This is a genomic window from Crossiella sp. NPDC003009 (genome assembly GCF_053591555.1).
Genome location: NZ_JBSFUA010000010.1, coordinates 71,688 through 87,159 on the forward strand (window position 1 = coordinate 71,688; position 15,472 = coordinate 87,159).

Consider the following 15,472-nt stretch of genomic DNA (forward strand, 5'->3'; position numbering starts at 1 on the left):
GTGTGCATCGCCACCATGACCGTATGAAGTGGCATCTGCCCAGCTCGGCTCTTGCGGTTGTGACAGTTCTGGCCTCCCTGCTGACAGTTCCGGCGCCGGTGCAAGCGTTTACCGATGACTGGCGGGGGCCGTTGAGCACCCGCGGCCGGTACGTGGTGGATGCGGACGGAAACCGGTTTCGACTGCGCGCCGGGAACTGGCACGGCGCCAGCGGCACCTACAACGGCAGCGGCGAGGTCACCGATCCGGCCAACCACCACGCCGGGGAGATGAGCGCCGGCATTCCGCTCGGCCTGGACCGGGCGCCGCTGGCCGAGCTGATCGGCAGCTTCCAGGCGTTGGGGCTCAACAGCATCCGGCTGCCGTTCTCGAACCAGATGATCCACGAGACCGCCCCGGTGCCCGATCGGGCAGTGGCGGCGAACCCTCAGCTGCGCGGAAAGACGCCCCTTGGTGTTTATGACGCGGTGGTGGCCGCGCTGACCGCGGCGAGGTTCGCGGTGTTCCTGAACAACCACACCACGACCAGCCGCTGGTGCTGCGGGGTGGACGGCAACGAGCGCTGGAACACCGCGCAGACGGCGCAGCAGTGGGAGCAGGACTGGCTGTTCATGGCCGGCCGCTACCGGTCCAACCCCCGGGTGGTCGGCGCGGACCTCTACAACGAGGTGCGGCGCAACGTGCTCGACGATCCCAACTGGGGCCTCGGCGATGCCAGGGACTGGCACGCGGCGGCGCAGCGGGCGGGCGACCGGATCCTCAGCGAGGCCAACCCGGAGCTGCTGATCGTGATCGAGGGGATCAACTGGTTCGGCATCCCGGTCAACGGCCTGCCGCATGGGCGGCCGACCCTGGAGCCGGTGCGCACGCTGTCGAACACCTTGGTGCGCTCGGGAAAGCTGGTCTACGCGGCGCACTTCTACGGCTACACCGGGCCGAACCACAGCGGGGCCACCGGGATCGGCGAGACCAGCGATCCGCGCTACCAGGACCTGAGCCGGGCCGAGCTGGCGGAGGTGTTGCGGCGGCAGGCTTTCTTCGTCACCGAACAGGGTCAGCACTTCACCGCGCCGGTGTGGGTCAGCGAGTTCGGCGTGGGCGGCAGGGAGGAGACCGGCGCGAAACCCAGGGCCTGGTTCGAGAACTTCGTGGACGAGCTGGTCAAGGCGGACGCGGACTTCGCCTACTGGCCGCTGGTCGGCTGGCATGAGAACCGGCGCGGCAACGGCTGGGCGCTGGCGCACTGGGACGCGGCGGGCAAGCGGATGTTCCTCGACGACGGCGACGACTGGCGCGCCCCGGCTTGGCGCAGGCTGATCACCGCCGCTGGCCGGACCGGGCCGGTTCCCGTTGTGCCGCAATGGCGGCAGCTGGCCATCGACCACGGCGACCTGGTGCAGTCGGTGCGGATGCGCGGGCTGCCGGACTGGGACCCGGGCGCGCGCAAGGCGGTCTGCCCGGACGGTCAGCGACTGATCGGGCTCAGCCACACCGGCAACCGCGGCCTGTGCACCGACTCCGGCGGCACGCTGCCGGTGCCCGCCGGCCACCAGGTGGTGACCGACGAGCGGTTCGTGACCGCGGACTGGGCGAGCGGCTACACCAAGTTCCAGTGCCCGGCCGGTCAGCCGGCCATCGGCTACAGCGTGCGCGGCGCGGCGGTCTCGGCGCTGCTGTGCGCCCCGGCCGGCCGGTCGGCAGGCGGGCCGGACCGCACGGTGTGGTTCGACCGGGGCGACAACCGGGCGAGCACCCGGGGCGGGGAGTTCGCGCCCGGGCGGCACAAGGGTCAGTGCGGGGACGGCGAGGTGCTGGCCGGGGTGGCCTGGACCGGGCGGATCGGCTCGGCGCGCACCCCGGACGCGCTGCTCTGCCGGGGGTTCGCGGAGCCCTCGAGCTGACGACCGGCGACAAACTTGACGTCGCTCTGACGTACCGAATATTTGATGCGCACGGGGCTGGGATTCACGTCACTTGTTTAGGCTCGAACCTGGCAGAAACTGCCTGTTATGGTGATTTTCGGTCGAGAGAGGGAGTGGCGCAGCTCTCACCCCTCGGCCGACTGAGTAGCCCGTCACCCTAACGGGCTATCCACTGGGGACTGGGGATGGGGTGAATCCTGCATGGCCTTGGCCGAGCGGGACGGACAGCTGGACTTCCTGCGACGATTACTCGCCGACACGGCGGAAGGCCGGGGCCGGGTCGCGATGGTGACCGGGCCGGTGGCCAGCGGCAAGACCGAGTTGTTGCACGTGTTCGGGGAGAACGCGCGCGCCGCCGGTGCCCTGCTGCTGACCGCGACCGGGACCCGCGCGGAGCGGAACATGCCGCTCGGCCTGCTGCGCCAGCTGCTGCGGGGTGCGGCACTGGCGCCGGAGGCGCTGGCCAGGGTGCTGGCGCTGCTGGACGAGGGCCAGGCCACCGCCACCCGCACCGAACCGGACAACGAGGTGACCGAGCGGGTCCAGGCGCGGATCGCGCACGACCTGGCCGACACGCTGCTCGCGCTGTCCCAGGACTCGATGCTGGTGCTCAGCATCGACGACGTGGACCACGCGGACGTGGCCTCGGTCCGGGTGCTGGTGGACCTGACCCGCAGGCAGCGCGCGCACCGGGTGCTGGTGCTGTTCACCGAGCTGACCGGCGCGGCCCCGGCACACCCCGCCTTCCGCACGGAGTTGTTGCGGCAGCCGCACTTCCGGCGGCTCCGGCTGACCCCGCTGTCGGTGCGCGGGGTGGCCGAGATGCTGGCGCAGGAGCTGCCCGGCGCGGTGCACCTTGCCGCCGACTGCCACGAGCTGACCGGCGGCAACCCGCTGCTGGTGCGCGCGCTGGTGGAGGACCAGCACTCCGCGCTGACCCCCGGCGGGTTCAGCGTCGGCGAGGCGTTCAGCCAGGCCGTGCTGGCCTGCCTGCACCGCAGCAACCCGTCGCTGCTGCGGGCGGCGCAGGGCATCGCGGTGCTGGGCGACACCGAGACCGAGCCGCTGGCCGGGCTGCTGGAACTGGCTCCGCAGACGGTGGCGCAGGCGGTGGACACCCTGCTCGGGGCCGGACTGGCCCGGCGCGGCGGGTTCCGGCATCCCGCGGTGGGCGCCGCGGTGCTGGCCGACCTGTCCGCCGCCGGCCGCGCCGAGCTGCACCTGCGGGCCGCGCACCGGCTGCACCTGGCAGGCGAGCCGCCGACGCCGATCGCCGAGCACCTGCTGGCCGCCGGAGGCATCAGCGGGCAGTGGGCAGTGCAGGTGCTCTGGTCCGCCGGCGAGCACGCGCTGACCGAGGACCGGGTGGAGTACGCGGTGGAGTGCCTGGAGCTGGCGCACCGCAGCAGCACCGACGACCAGAACCGGGCGACCATCCGGATGATGCTGGTGGGCCTGGCCCGCAGGGCGAACCCGGCGGTGGTGGCCCGGCACCTGGCCGAGCTGACCGAGGCGCTGCGCAAGGGCACGCTGAACACCAGGGACGCGCTGACCTCGGTGCGCTGCCTGCTGCTGCACGGCCGCAACGACGAGGCCGCCGAGGCGCTGAACCAGCTGAGCGCGACGGTCGGGCAGACCGACCGGCAGACCGCGCTGGAGCTGGCGGTCACCCGGGAGTGGATGTACAGCATGCACCCGCCGCTGCTGTCCAGGCTGCCCGAGGCCGAGCTGGCGCCCGAGGCGATCGCCCTGGGCGCGGTGCGGGACCCCCGGCTGCAGACCGGGCTGGCGCTGCGCCGGGTGATCGCGGACGGTCCCGAGGAGACCGCGATCATGGACGCCGAGCAGGTGCTGCAGGGCTCCCGGCTGTCCGAGAAGACCTTCGACGCGCTGGTCTCCGCGCTGATGGTGCTCTACTTCGCCGACCGGCTGGACAAGGCGCTGCCCTGGGCGGACGCCCTGCTGGCCGAGTCGGCCGAGCGCAACGCGCCGGGCTGGCACGCCATGTTCGCCTCGGCCAGGGCCGCGATGGCGCTGCGCCAGGGCGACCTGCCCGGCGCCGAGCTGCACGCCCGCGCCGCGCTGCGGCACACCACCCCGCACACCTGGGGGGTGGCGGTAGGGGGTCCCCTTGGCAGCCTGATCGTGGCGCTGACCGAGATGGGCAAGCTGGCCGAGGCCGAGGAGCTGCTCAACCTGCCGACCCCGGACGCGATGCTGGAGTCGACCTTCGGCCTGCAGTACCTGTCCGCGCGCGGCCGCTGCCACCTGGCCGCGGACCGGCTCTACGCGGCGCTGGGCGACTTCCGGCGGTGCGGGGAGCTGATGGCCGAGTGGGGCATGGACCGCCCCTCGTTCGTACCGTGGCGCAGCGACGCCGCCGAGGTGCTGATCCGGCTGGGCAAGCAGCACGAGGCGCGGGCCCTGCTGGAGGAGCAGCTGGCCATGGACTGCGGTGGCCGGCCGCGGATCCGAGGGGTCGCGCTGCGGCTGCTGGCCTCGATCAGCGAGCCGCACCGGCGGACCCAGCTGCTCACCGAGGCGGTTGAGCTCTCCCGTGCGGGTGGCGACCGGTTGCAGCTGGCCAGGGCACTCGGCGAGCTGAGCAGGGCGCAGCTGGACGCGGACTCCACCCAGGCGCGGATGACCCTGCGCCGGGCCTGGCACCTGGCGCGGGAGTGCCAGGCGGCGCCGCTGTGCGAGGAGCTGGTGCCCGGTCAAGCCGGCGTCGAGGCCGAGGCCCCGCCCGCCCCGGTGGAGGTGGACGCGGATCGGATGACCGCGCTCTCCGACGCCGAGCAGCGGGTGGCCGCGCTGGCCGCACAGGGGCACACGAACCGGCAGATCGCCAGCAAGCTCTGCATCACGATCAGCACGGTCGAGCAGCACCTGACCCGGGTGTACAAGAAGCTGAACGTGACCCGGCGGGCTGACCTACCGGCTGGGCTGCACAGTCCAGACGCGGCGGTAAGTGCATAAAACCCCCAGGGGTGGCGGGACGGCGAATGGGTTCTTAGGGGCTCGTAGGGGTTAAAAGTAGGGGGGATCCCCGGCCTACGATTTTCCGGAATCAATTCGCCGTTCATTCGCCGTCGCATTGTGCGGCGAGACCCCTGGGGGTTGTCATGCCCGCCTACAAAAATGAAGAAGGAATTCTGGTCGGCAAGGTCGAACCCTGCCGCATGGTCGATCTGCCCGAGCACAACGACCCGCGCGGCAACCTGTGCGTGGTGGAGGCGGGCAAGGAGATCAAGTTCGACATCAAGCGCGTGTACTACCTGTACGACCTGCCCGCGACCACCATCCGCGGCGCGCACGGGCACCGCAACCTGGAACAGCTGATCGTCGCGGTGCACGGCAAGTTCGACATCACCGTCGACGACGGCGAGTACCGGGATCGTTTCCACCTGGACAATCCCAGTCGCGGTCTCTACGTCGGCCCGATGGTGTGGCGGAACCTGATTAACTTCTCCCCCGGCGCGGTCGGACTGGTACTCGCCTCCACGCACTACGACGAGGCCGACTACTACCGCGAGTACGCCGACTTCCAGCGCGACGCCAGGAAACTCTGATGACCGTTCCCTTTCTCGACCTGAAGGCGCCGCACGAGGAACTGCGCGCCGGTCTGGACGCCGCCTACCGCCGGGTGCTGGACTCCGGCTGGTTCCTGCTGGGCCCCGAGCTCGCCGCCTTCGAGGCCGAGTTCGCCGCCTACTGCGAGGCCGAGCACTGCGTGGCCGTGGGCAGCGGCTGTGACGCGCTGGAGCTGGTGCTGCGCGCCCTGGACATCGGCCCCGGCGACGAGGTGATCGTGCCCAGCGCGACCTTCATCGCCAGCTGGCTGGCCGTCTCCGCGGTCGGCGCCACCCCCGTCCCGGTTGAGCCGGACGAGCAGACCCAGCTGATCGACCCGAAGCAGGTCGAGGCGGCGATCACCGCGCGCACCAAGGCGATCATGCCGGTGCACCTGTACGGCCAGCCGGCGGACCTGGACGCCCTCGGCGAGATCGCCGCGGCGCACGGGCTGCACGTGGTGGAGGACGCCGCGCAGGCGCACGGCGCGCGGTACAAGGGCCGCCGGGTCGGCGCGGGCTCGCTGGCGGCGGGGTTCAGCTTCTACCCCGGCAAGAACCTCGGCGCGCTGGGCGACGGCGGCGCGGTGGTGACCTCCTCGGCCGAGCTGGCCGACAAGCTGCGGCTGCTGCGCAACTACGGGTCGCGGGTGAAGTACCAGCACGAGATCCAGGCGACCAACTCCCGGCTGGACGAGCTGCAGGCCGCGATGCTGCGGGTCAAGCTGCCGGCGCTGGACCGCTGGAACGCCCGGCGGCAGCAGATCGCCGAGCGTTACCTGCGCGAGCTGGCCGGGATCGACGGCCTGGCGCTGCCGGCGGTGGCGGAGTGGGCGGAACCGGTGTGGCACCTGTTCGTGGTGCGCTGCCGGCACCGCGCGGCGGTGCAGGAGCGGCTGACCGCGGCCGGCATCGGCACGCTGATCCACTACCCGGTGCCGGTGCACCGGTCACCGGCATACGCCTCGGGGGCCTGGGGCGAGCTGCCGGTGGCGGACCGGCTGGCCGAGCAGGTGCTGAGCCTGCCGATCGGCCCGCACCTGCCGGATGAGCAGGTGGACGCGGTGATCACGGCGGTCCGGGCCGCCTTCGCCGCCGAGTAGGGGCCGCGGCCCGGATGTGTGCCGGCACCCGGGCCGCACCCCCAGCACCGGGTGCCGCGCCGGTCTCGGCCCGGCCCCAGCCCTCAGCTCCGGCTCTCAGCCCCGGCCGAGGTCGGCGATCTTGCGGGCCAGCAGCGCCCGTTCCTTCTCGTTGCCGCACAACCGGATCGCCCGCGCCAGCTCCGCCCGCGCCTCCTCGGCGCGCCCCAGGCGGGTGAGCAGCTCCCCGCGCACGCTGGGCAGCAGGTGCGAGGTCGGCAGGGCCTTCGCGGCCACCAGCTCGTCCACGATCGGCAGCGCCGCGGCCGGGCCCTGCGCCATGGAGACCGCGACCGCCCGGTTGAGCTCGACCACCGGCGAGGGCGCGACCCGGGCGAGTGCTTCGTAGAGCAGCACGATCCGCGCCCAGTTCGTCGCCGCCACCGACTCGGCCACGGCATGGCACTCGGCGATCGCGGCCTGCACGCCATAGGCGCCGAGCCCGCGGCCGACCCGCTGGGCGCGGGTCAGCGCGGCCCGGCCCCGGCGGATCGCGGCCTGATCCCAGCGGCCGCGGTTCTGATGTTCCAGCAGCACCGGTTCGCCGTCCGGGCCGATGCGGGCGGGGAAGCGCGCGGCGGTCAGTTCCAGCAGCGCGAGCAGTCCGAGCACCTCGGGCTCAGTGGGCATCAGCCGCGCGAGCACCCGCGCCAGGCGCTGGGCCTCGCCTGCCAGGTCGACCCGGATCAGGTCGCTGCCGGAGCTGGCCGAGGACCCCTCGGTGAAGATCAGGTAGACCACGCTGAGCACCGACCCCAGCCGCTCCGCCCGCTCCCGTCCCGACGGCACCTCGAACGGCACCCGCGCCGCGGCCAGGGTCTTCTTCGCCCTGGTGATCCGGGCCTGCACGGTCGCGGTCGGCACCAGGAACGCCCTGGCGATCTCATCGCTGGCCAGGCCGCCGACCACGCGCAGGGTCAGGCTCACCCGCGCTTCCCTGGACAGCACCGGGTGGCAGGAGATGAACATCAGCGCCAGCACGTCGTCGTCGAGCTGGTCCGGATCCCACAGCACGTCACCGGTGTCCGCGGGTTCGCTGCCGGCGTACGCTCCGCCGTCGTCCAGGTCGCGGGCGAAGGCGGCGTACCGGTGGTCGAGCGCGGCGCGCCTGCGGAAGGCGTCGATGGCCCGGCGCCTGCCCGCGGTGAGCAGCCACCCCGCCGGATTGCGCGGCACCCCCTCCCGCGGCCAGGTCACCAGCGCCTCGGCCAGCGCCTCCTGGGCGAGGTCCTCGGCCAGCGCGAAGTCGCCGGTGCCGCGGGCGAGCGCGCCGACGATCCGCGCCGACTCGATCCGCCACACCGCGGCCACCGCCGCCCGCCCGGTCGGTTCAGCCATCGCTCAGAGCTGCCCAGTCGCCTCGCGCCACGCCCGCTCCTTCTGGATCCACACGTTGTCCTGCGGGAACTCCTCGATCGAGGTGATCCGCCGGATCTCGCACTTGGCCCCCGGCCCGGTCATCGGCGCCCGCCGAGCCCACTCCACGGCTTCTTCCCTGGACGCCACGTTCACGATCCAGAAGCCGCCGAACAGCTCCTTGGTCTCGCCGTAGGGACCATCGGTGACCACCGGCGGCTCGGTCGAGTAGTCGACGACCACCCCGTCGGCGGTGTCCAGCCCCTCGGTCGCGACCAGGACACCGGCGCGGATCATCTCGTCGGCGAACTTCCCCATCGACTCCATGATCTCGCCGAAGTCGACGTCCTGGTACGCCTGGAAGGTCTCGTCGGTGGCGCGCATGATCAGCATGAACTTCATGGTGGAACTCCCTGGGTCGGTCGGGGTCCGGTGGACCCGTTCACTCCTAGGTCGAACGGGGTGGGCGGGGGATCGACAGGGGGTGGGGATTTTTTGGGCGGCTTGGGGAGCGTAGGGCGGGACCGGTGGATCTGCCGGTGGCGAGGCTGGGTGATCGGCTGAACGGCTGGCGGGGCTTGTCTCCTTTGCCGCTCGCTGCGCTACCCCGCCGTCCTGCCTCTCCTGTCCTGCCTCTCCCACCACGTCCCCTCCCCCTCCCATTCGCTCCCCTCCCCTACCTCCCGCCAGCTTCCCTTTAAGACGACCGGTCATATTGAGACGACCGGTCATATTCAAGAGCGGCCACCGTCGGGCTGAATATGACCGGTCATCTCAATGTGACCGGTCGTCTTAAAAGGCAGGGCTTGAGAAGAGGGGGCGAGAGGGCGGGCGGAGAGGCGGGCGGAGAGGGGCGGGCGGAGAGGCGGGCGGAGAGGGGCGGGCGGAGAGGGGCGAGAGAGAGAAGAGCGGAGAGAAGAGGGGCGGGATTGAGAGGAGGTGGGAGCGAGAGGCAGGGCGGGAGCGAGAGGGGCGGCAGTGAGCCGGCGCTGGAGACGGAGCCCTCCACCCAAGCCAAGGGCCCGGACGCATCCCCGCGTCCGGGCCCCATCAACCAATCCAGCCAATCCGGCTACGGAGCCACCACAACCGACCCCTTCAGCGGCAGCTGCGCCGACGACCCGCCAACCTGCACCGTCCGCACCCCCGCCCCCGTGACCCACCGGTCAGCAGCCGAGTTCCAGTACTTCAACCGCTGCGCGTCCACCTTCACCGTGACCCGCTTGCTCTCCCCCGGCAGCAGCTCCACCTTCGCGTACCCCGCCAGCGCCTTCTCCGCCTGCGGCGCGCTCACCAGCGGGCTCGCGCCCAGGTACACCTGCGGCACCTCCTTGCCCTTCCGGATTCCGGTGTTACGCAAGGAGAAGCTCACCTCCAGACCATCCGCGACGACCTTGGTCGCCAGGTCCGTGTAGGTGAACGAGGTGTAGGACAGCCCGTGGCCGAACGGGAACAGGGGCTTGACCTTCTGCTTGTCGTACCAGCGGTAGCCGACCTGGATGCCCTCGGTGTACTTCTGCTCGTTGCCGATCCCGGGGTAGCGCTCCGGGTTGTTGGCGACGGGGTGGCTGTTCTCGTCCAGCGGGAAGGTCTGGGTGAGCTTGCCGCTGGGGTTGGTGTCGCCGAACAACAGTGCCGTGGTGGCCTCGGCGCCGGTCTGGCCGGGGTACCACATGTCCAGCACCGCGGCGGTCTTGTCCAGCCAGGGCATGGTGATCGACGAACCCGTGTTGAGCACGACCACGGTGTTGGAGTTCGCCTTGGCCACCTCGGTGATCAGCTTGTTCTGGCGGCCGGGCAGGGACAGGTTGGCCCGGTCGTAGCCCTCCATGCCGTCGTCGTAGGCGAAGACCACCGCGGTGCGGGCGGTCTTGGCGGCCTGCACCGCGGCCACGATGGCGGCCTCGGCGGCCTCCGGGGTGACCCAGGACAGCTTGACCGACAGCGAAGACGCCACCGGGGCCGAGCCGGACATGGTGATCTTGTGGGTGCCCGCGGTCAGGTGGACCACCGCGCTGGTGATCTTGCCGTAGACCTCGCCCGCTTCGATCGGGGTTTGGTTGCCGATCTGCACCGTGGCGAAACCGCCGGTGGCCTCGATGGCGATCCGGTAGTCGCCGGTGACCGGCGCGGTCAGGGTGCCCTCGTAGAACTGGCCCGCGGTGCCCGGCTGGAGCACCGTGCCGGTCGGGAACGCCGGGGTCAGCGTGCCTGCCGGGATCGGCGAGCCGACGAGCTCCTCACCGGCGGAGTAGGTCACCGTGGCGCCTGCTCCGGCGCGGGCGCGGATGGTGTCGATCGGGGCCTTGGCGCTGTCCGGCACCACGTGCGCGCTGCCCAGGCCGGTGACCTTGGGGTCCTTGGCGCGCGGGCCGATCACCGCGATGCTGGCGCCGTCACCGGCGAGCAGCGGCAGGGCCTGGTTCTGGTTGCGCAGCAGCACACCGCCAGCTTCGGCGACCTGCTGGGTGACCGCGTTGGCGGTGGCCAGGTCGCGGGCCGGCCGGGGGCGCGGGTTGGCGCCGATGAGACCGTGCCGGTCCAGCTGGCCGACGATCCTGCTCACCGCTCTGTCCAAAGTAGACATCGGGATCTGGCCGTTCTGCACGGCTTCCTTCAGCTTCTTGCCGAAGTGCAGGCCGCCGGGGATGCCGTGTTCGACGCCCTGGCTCCAGTCGATGCCCAGTTCCTGGTCCAGGCCCTTGCTGATCGAGTCAGTGCTGTGCGTGGCCAGCCAGTCCGACATCACCCAACCCTGGAAACCCCACTGCTCGCGCAGGATCGAGGTGAGCAGCTCCTGGTGCCCGCAGGACGGGGTGCCGTTGACCTTGTTGTAGGCGCACATCACCGAGCTGACGCCTGCCTTGACCGAGGCCTCGAACGCGGGCAGCTCGATCTCGCGCAGGGTCTGCTCATCGACGGTGACGTTGATGTTCTGCCGGTTGTGCTCCTGGTTGTTCGCCGCGTAGTGCTTGGCGGTGGCGATCAGGCCCTGGCTCTGGATGCCCCTGATCTGCGCGGCCGCGGTGCGCGCGGAGACCAGCGGGTCCTCGCTGAAGGTCTCGAAGTTCCGGCCAGCCTGCGGCACCCTGATGATGTTCATCATCGGGCCGAAGACCACATCCTGTTGCAGCGCACGGCCATCGCGACCCATGACCTCGCCGTACTTGCGGGCCAGCTCGTCGTCGAAGGTGGCGGCGAGCGCGACCGGCGCCGGCATCGCGGTGGCCGGCTGGTTGTTCAGCCGGATACCCGCCGGGCCGTCGGCGGAGCGGATCTCCGGGATGCCCAGCCGCGGCACGCCGGGCAGCGAGCCGACGCTGAACGGGCCGGTGAAGGCGACCGTCCAGTGCACGAACGAGAGCTTCTCGTCCAGGGTCATCTGGGCGACCAGCGGGTGCGTCCCGGTGCGCCCACTGGTCGGCGCCGCGGTGGCTCCGGTGCTCGCCACCAGGGTGGTGGCGGCCGTCAGGGCCAGTGCGGCCAACAGCTTCTTGCTGCGTCTCACTTCACGACTCCCACGAACAGACCGCGGCCGGACGGGCCGCCTTCGACGAACTCCACGACGCAGCCGGCCCGCTCGAAGGCGGTCTCGTACTGCTCGCGGGTGAACAGGGTGATGACGTGCGTGTCGGTGAAGTGCTCGATGCCCTTGTCCGGCTCGGCGACCGTGTAGTGCACGTCCATGTGGGTGTAGTCGCCCTCGCGGCGGGAGTGCGAGACCCTGGCGATGGTGCGGCCGTCCACCCGGACCACGTCGCCGCCGACGTAGCCGTCCAGGAACTTCTCCGGCGTCCACCAGGGCTCGATCACGATCACGCCGCCGGGCTCGGTGTGCCGGGCGAAGGCGGCCAGCGCGCGGTCCAGCTCGTCCTGGTCGGCCATGTAGCCGATGGAGCTGAACATGCAGGTGACCGCGTGGAAGGTGCGGCCGAGGTCGAACTCGCGCATGTCGCCCTGGTGCACGGTGACCTCGGGGAAGCGGTCACCGGAGATGCGCACCATGGCCTCGGAGAGCTCAAGTCCCTCCACGTGGCCGAAGAGCTCGGTGAACGGGCCGAGGTGCGCGCCGGTGCCGGAGGCCACGTCGAGCAGGTCGGTCGCGTCCGCCTTGCGGGCGGTGATCAGCCCGTGCACCTGGGCGGCCTCGGCCGGGTAGTCCTTGCCGCGGCCTCGGTAGATGGCGTCGTAGACCTCCGCCAACTCGGTGTCGTACATGGGTTTCCTTACGCTGAGGGGACCGGGGCACGGTGCCGGGCGGCCAGGCGCTCCAGCTCCGGGACGATCTCGTTGGGTTTGGGGTCGGCGAGCACCTCACCGCGCAGCCTGGCCGCGCCCTCGCTGAAGGCGGGGTCGGTGAGCAGACGGATGAGCTTGTCCCGCAGGGCTTCCGCGGTCAGCTCGGCCGGGCGCACGTACAGACCGGCGTTGATGCCCTCCAGCTGCTGGGCCTTGAGCACCGCGTCGAACATCTCCGGCAGCAGCAGCTGCGGCACGCCGTAGAGCATCGCGGTGGCCGCGGTGCCCGCGCCGCCGTGGTGGATGATCGCCGAGCAGGTGGGCATCAGAGCGTGCAGCGGCACGAACTCCACCAGCTTCAGGTTCTCCGGCACCTCGGTGAGCTCGGCCTGCTGGGCCGCACTCATGGTGGCGATGATCTCGATGTCCAGGTCGGCCATGGCCGTCACCAGGTCGGTGAAGGAGACCGAGTCACCGCCGAGGCTCTCCCGCGCGGACACGCCGAGGGTGATGCACACCCTGGGCCGGGAAGGCTTGACCCGCAACCACTCCGGCACCACCGCGGGCCCGTTGTAGGGCACGTAGCCCATGGGCACGATGGGCTGGCCCACCGCCAGCCGGGTGCTGGCCGGGGTCTGGTCGATCGTCCACTGGCCGCTGACCAGCTCCTCGTCGAAGGTGATGCCGAGGCGTTCGCAGGTCCAGCCCAGCCATTCGCCCAGCGGGTCGTCCTGGTGCGGTTCGGGCTGCTGCTCGTGCAGCTCCAGGAAGCGGTTCCTGGTGCGGGTGAGCACATCCGGGCCCCAGAGCAGCCGGGCGTGCGCGGCCCCGCTGGCCCGCGCGGCCAGGGACCCGGCCCAGGTGAACGGTTCCCAGATGACCAGGTCCGGCTGCCAGGAGCGGGCGAAGGCGACCAGCTTGTCGACCATGGAGTCGTTGTTGGCCAACGAGTAGAACATCGGCGTCATCATGGTGTACATGCCGAGCATGTAGTCCCAGGTGAGCACCTCCGGCCTGGTCTCGGAGAAGTTGATCTCCGGATGGTCGGCCTGTTTCTCGCTGGTGGCCTGCTCGCGGGTCTGGTGGATGACGTGGTCCTCGCCGACCGGGACCGCGGTGAGCCCGGCGTGCGTGATCGCGTCGGTGAGCGCGGGCTGGCTGGCGATGCGGACCTCGTGGCCCGCGGTGCGCAGCGCCCAGGCCAGCGGCACCATGCTGAAGAAGTGGGTGTTGTGCGCGAAGGAGGTCATGAGCACACGCATCGGCGGCTCCTTCCGAAGCGGGGGCGGCTAGGCCGTGACGGGGAGGCTGAGTGGGCCGCGCAGGACCGGGGAGCGCCTGCGGCGCAACAGCTTGCCGGTCTGGCGCAGCTTGGGGGCGTGTTCGGCGAGCACCCGCAGCGCGGTCTCGGCCTGCACCCGCAGCAGCGGGGCCAGCAGTCCACAGTGGAATCCACCGGTGAAGGACAGCGGCGCGGGACCGGGCGCGCGGGTCAGCTCGAACTCGTCGGCGTCGGCGTAGAGCCCCGGGTCGCGGCCCGCGGCCCCGGCGAGCACCACCAGCTGGCTGTCCTTGGGGATCTCGATGCCGGCGAACTCGGTGTCGGCCAGGGCGACCCTGGTGTGCAGCTGGACCGGGGCGTCGTAGCGCAGCGTCTCGGTGACCGCGTCGGCGGCCAGGCCGGGGTCGCCGGCCAGCTTCGCCCACTGCTCGGGGTGGGCCAGCAGCGCGTGCACCGCGTTCACCAGCAGCGTGGTGCCGATCTCCACCCCGGCGGTGGCGGTGATCACCGCGGCGTGCCGGGCCTCGGGCACCGTGCAGCCCATGTCGGACAACAGCTTCGTCACGTTGGCCAGTGCGGCCAGCAGGGCCCTGGTCGGGCCGAGCGGCTGCGGGCACACCAGGGAGTCCAGGGTGGGCCGCAGGTCGGCGCACAGGCTGGCGAAGTGCGCGCGGTCGGCGTCGGGGATGCCGAGCAGGTCCGCGGTGAGGTCCACCGCCAGCGGCGCGGCGAAGTCGGTCACCAGGTCGAACCGGCTGTCCCGGTTGCCGATCCTGGCCTCGGCCAGGCGGCGGACGTGCGGTTCGTGGATGTGCACGGCCTGTTCGCTGAGCAGGTTCGCGGCGCGCTCGGTGATCCGGGCGTGCTCGGCCGCGCCAAGACCGAGGAAGGTCTCGTCCAGCGGGAGCACCTGCGGCACCGGCGGTTCGCCGTCGGCCTTGCGCAGGCCCAGCCTCGGGTCGGTGAGGATGGTGCGGCCCAGGCCGGGGTCGGCGGTGACGAACGCGCCGAGCAGGCTCTGGTGCAGCACACCGCGTTCGCGGACCATGGCGTGGAACGGGGTGGGGTCGTCGGCCTGGGCGCGCAGGATGAGCGCGTACGGGTCGCCGGTGGTGCCGAAGTGCCACTGGAGCCCTCGGGTCATCTGCAGGTGCAGGCCCAGCTGGCTCGGCGTGCGGTCGGACATCACGCCTCCTTGGCGCAGAAGGAGATGAGCTGGTCGGAGATCTCGTTGACGACGTCCGACTGGTGGTGGTTGAGGTAGAAATGGCCACCGGGCATGGTGCGCAGCGCGAACTCGCCGCGGGTGTGCTCGCCCCAGGTGGTGGCCTCGTCGAGGTTGACCCTGGGGTCCGCCTCGCCGACGATCGCGGTGATCGGGCAGGACAGTGGCACCCCGCCCTGCCAGCGGTAGGTCTCGGCGGCCTTGTAGTCGCTGCGGATCGCGGGCAGCACCATGCGCAGCAGCTCCTCATCGCCCAGCAGCGCGGAGTCGGTGCCGGAGAGGCGTTGCAGCTCGGCCACGATGCCGTCGTCGCTCTGCTGGTGCACGCGTTCGTCCCGGTGCCGGGAGGGGGCGCGGCGGCCGGAGGCGAACAGCGCGGCCGGGACCACGTCGAACTCCTGCTCCAGCAGGGTGGCGACCTCGAAGGCGATGCTCGCGCCCATGCTGTGCCCGAACAGCGCCAGCGGCTGGTCGGTCCAGGCGAGCAGGGGTTTGACGATCTCCCTGGCGAACTCCTGCACGTTCTCGATCCGCGGGTCCAGCCGCCGGTCCTGCCGTCCCGGGTACTGCACGGCCAGCACCTCGATGGAGGGGGTGAGCGCGGCCGAGAACGGGTAGTAGTAGCTGGCCGCGCCACCGGCGTGCGGGAAGCAGGCCAGCCGCACCTTGCTGTCCTCGGTGGGGTGGAATCGGCGCAGCCAGAGGCCGTTGTCGCCGGTGTCTGCTGTCATCGT

General features: G+C 71.4%; 11 protein-coding genes. 4 read left to right on the plus strand and 7 right to left on the minus strand.

Annotated features, from left to right (window positions below; translation table 11 throughout):
• Positions 1-131: 131 nt before the first annotated feature.
• From ACWDY5_RS13815 to ACWDY5_RS13830, 4 genes are all read left to right on the plus strand, one after another.
• Positions 132-1,901: a glycoside hydrolase family 5 protein gene (locus tag ACWDY5_RS13815; RefSeq protein WP_449722564.1), complete on the plus strand. Its 1,770-nt coding sequence runs from the start codon at positions 132-134 to the stop codon at positions 1,899-1,901.
• Positions 1,902-2,123: 222 nt separating this feature from the next.
• A complete protein-coding gene (locus tag ACWDY5_RS13820) occupies positions 2,124-4,901 on the plus strand; it encodes an AAA family ATPase (RefSeq protein ID WP_449722565.1) in 2,778 nt (925 codons plus the stop codon).
• A gap of 146 nt (positions 4,902-5,047) precedes the next feature.
• On the plus strand, positions 5,048-5,494 hold the full coding sequence (locus ACWDY5_RS13825) for a sugar 3,4-ketoisomerase (protein ID WP_252478941.1): 447 nt from the start codon (positions 5,048-5,050) through the stop codon (positions 5,492-5,494).
• The gene (locus ACWDY5_RS13830) at positions 5,494-6,597 is read left to right on the plus strand and encodes a DegT/DnrJ/EryC1/StrS family aminotransferase (RefSeq protein ID WP_449722566.1); all 1,104 of its coding nucleotides are present in this window, start codon (positions 5,494-5,496) and stop codon (positions 6,595-6,597) included. The genes ACWDY5_RS13825 and ACWDY5_RS13830 overlap by 1 nt, the downstream gene beginning before the upstream one ends.
• A 96-nt stretch (positions 6,598-6,693) precedes the next feature.
• Here ACWDY5_RS13830 and ACWDY5_RS13835 read toward each other — a convergent pair whose 3' ends face one another.
• The 7 genes from ACWDY5_RS13835 to ACWDY5_RS13865 all read right to left on the minus strand — a co-directional run bounded on the left by ACWDY5_RS13835 (position 6,694) and on the right by ACWDY5_RS13865 (position 15,469).
• Positions 6,694-7,974 carry an RNA polymerase sigma factor gene (locus ACWDY5_RS13835; RefSeq protein WP_449722567.1) on the minus strand — a complete coding sequence of 427 codons (1,281 nt, stop codon included), beginning with the start codon at positions 7,972-7,974 and terminating at the stop codon, positions 6,694-6,696.
• Between the two features lie 3 nt (positions 7,975-7,977).
• Positions 7,978-8,394, minus strand: a complete 417-nt coding sequence (locus ACWDY5_RS13840; protein WP_449722568.1) for a YciI family protein — start codon at positions 8,392-8,394, stop codon at positions 7,978-7,980.
• Between the two features lie 670 nt (positions 8,395-9,064).
• Entirely contained in the window at positions 9,065-11,500 is a 2,436-nt protein-coding gene (locus tag ACWDY5_RS13845; protein WP_449722569.1) for a beta-glucosidase, read from the minus strand.
• Entirely contained in the window at positions 11,497-12,210 is a 714-nt protein-coding gene (locus ACWDY5_RS13850; RefSeq protein ID WP_449722570.1) for a class I SAM-dependent DNA methyltransferase, read from the minus strand. Before ACWDY5_RS13850 ends, ACWDY5_RS13845 begins: the two co-directional genes overlap by 4 nt.
• Before the next feature lie 8 nt (positions 12,211-12,218).
• Entirely contained in the window at positions 12,219-13,493 is a 1,275-nt protein-coding gene (locus ACWDY5_RS13855; protein WP_449722571.1) for an activator-dependent family glycosyltransferase, read from the minus strand.
• 27 nt (positions 13,494-13,520) lie between these two features.
• On the minus strand, positions 13,521-14,699 hold the full coding sequence (locus tag ACWDY5_RS13860) for a cytochrome P450 family protein (RefSeq protein ID WP_449722572.1): 1,179 nt from the start codon (positions 14,697-14,699) through the stop codon (positions 13,521-13,523).
• On the minus strand, positions 14,699-15,469 hold the full coding sequence (locus ACWDY5_RS13865; RefSeq protein ID WP_252478949.1) for a thioesterase II family protein: 771 nt from the start codon (positions 15,467-15,469) through the stop codon (positions 14,699-14,701). Before ACWDY5_RS13865 ends, ACWDY5_RS13860 begins: the two co-directional genes overlap by 1 nt.
• Between the last annotated feature and the right edge of the window lie 3 nt (positions 15,470-15,472).

Excerpts from the sequence above, each read along its gene's own strand:
- ACWDY5_RS13820 (WP_449722565.1), top strand. The coding sequence starts at position 2,124 with ATGGCCTTGGCCGAGCGGGACGGACAGCTGGACTTCCTGCGACGATTA.
- ACWDY5_RS13825 (WP_252478941.1), top strand. The coding sequence starts at position 5,048 with ATGCCCGCCTACAAAAATGAAGAAGGAATTCTGGTCGGCAAGGTCGAA.
- ACWDY5_RS13830 (WP_449722566.1), top strand. The coding sequence starts at position 5,494 with ATGACCGTTCCCTTTCTCGACCTGAAGGCGCCGCACGAGGAACTGCGC.
- ACWDY5_RS13835 (WP_449722567.1), bottom strand. The coding sequence starts at position 7,974 with ATGGCTGAACCGACCGGGCGGGCGGCGGTGGCCGCGGTGTGGCGGATC.
- ACWDY5_RS13840 (WP_449722568.1), bottom strand. The coding sequence starts at position 8,394 with ATGAAGTTCATGCTGATCATGCGCGCCACCGACGAGACCTTCCAGGCG.
- ACWDY5_RS13850 (WP_449722570.1), bottom strand. The coding sequence starts at position 12,210 with ATGTACGACACCGAGTTGGCGGAGGTCTACGACGCCATCTACCGAGGC.
- ACWDY5_RS13855 (WP_449722571.1), bottom strand. The coding sequence starts at position 13,493 with ATGCGTGTGCTCATGACCTCCTTCGCGCACAACACCCACTTCTTCAGC.
- ACWDY5_RS13860 (WP_449722572.1), bottom strand. The coding sequence starts at position 14,699 with ATGTCCGACCGCACGCCGAGCCAGCTGGGCCTGCACCTGCAGATGACC.
- ACWDY5_RS13865 (WP_252478949.1), bottom strand. The coding sequence starts at position 15,469 with ATGACAGCAGACACCGGCGACAACGGCCTCTGGCTGCGCCGATTCCAC.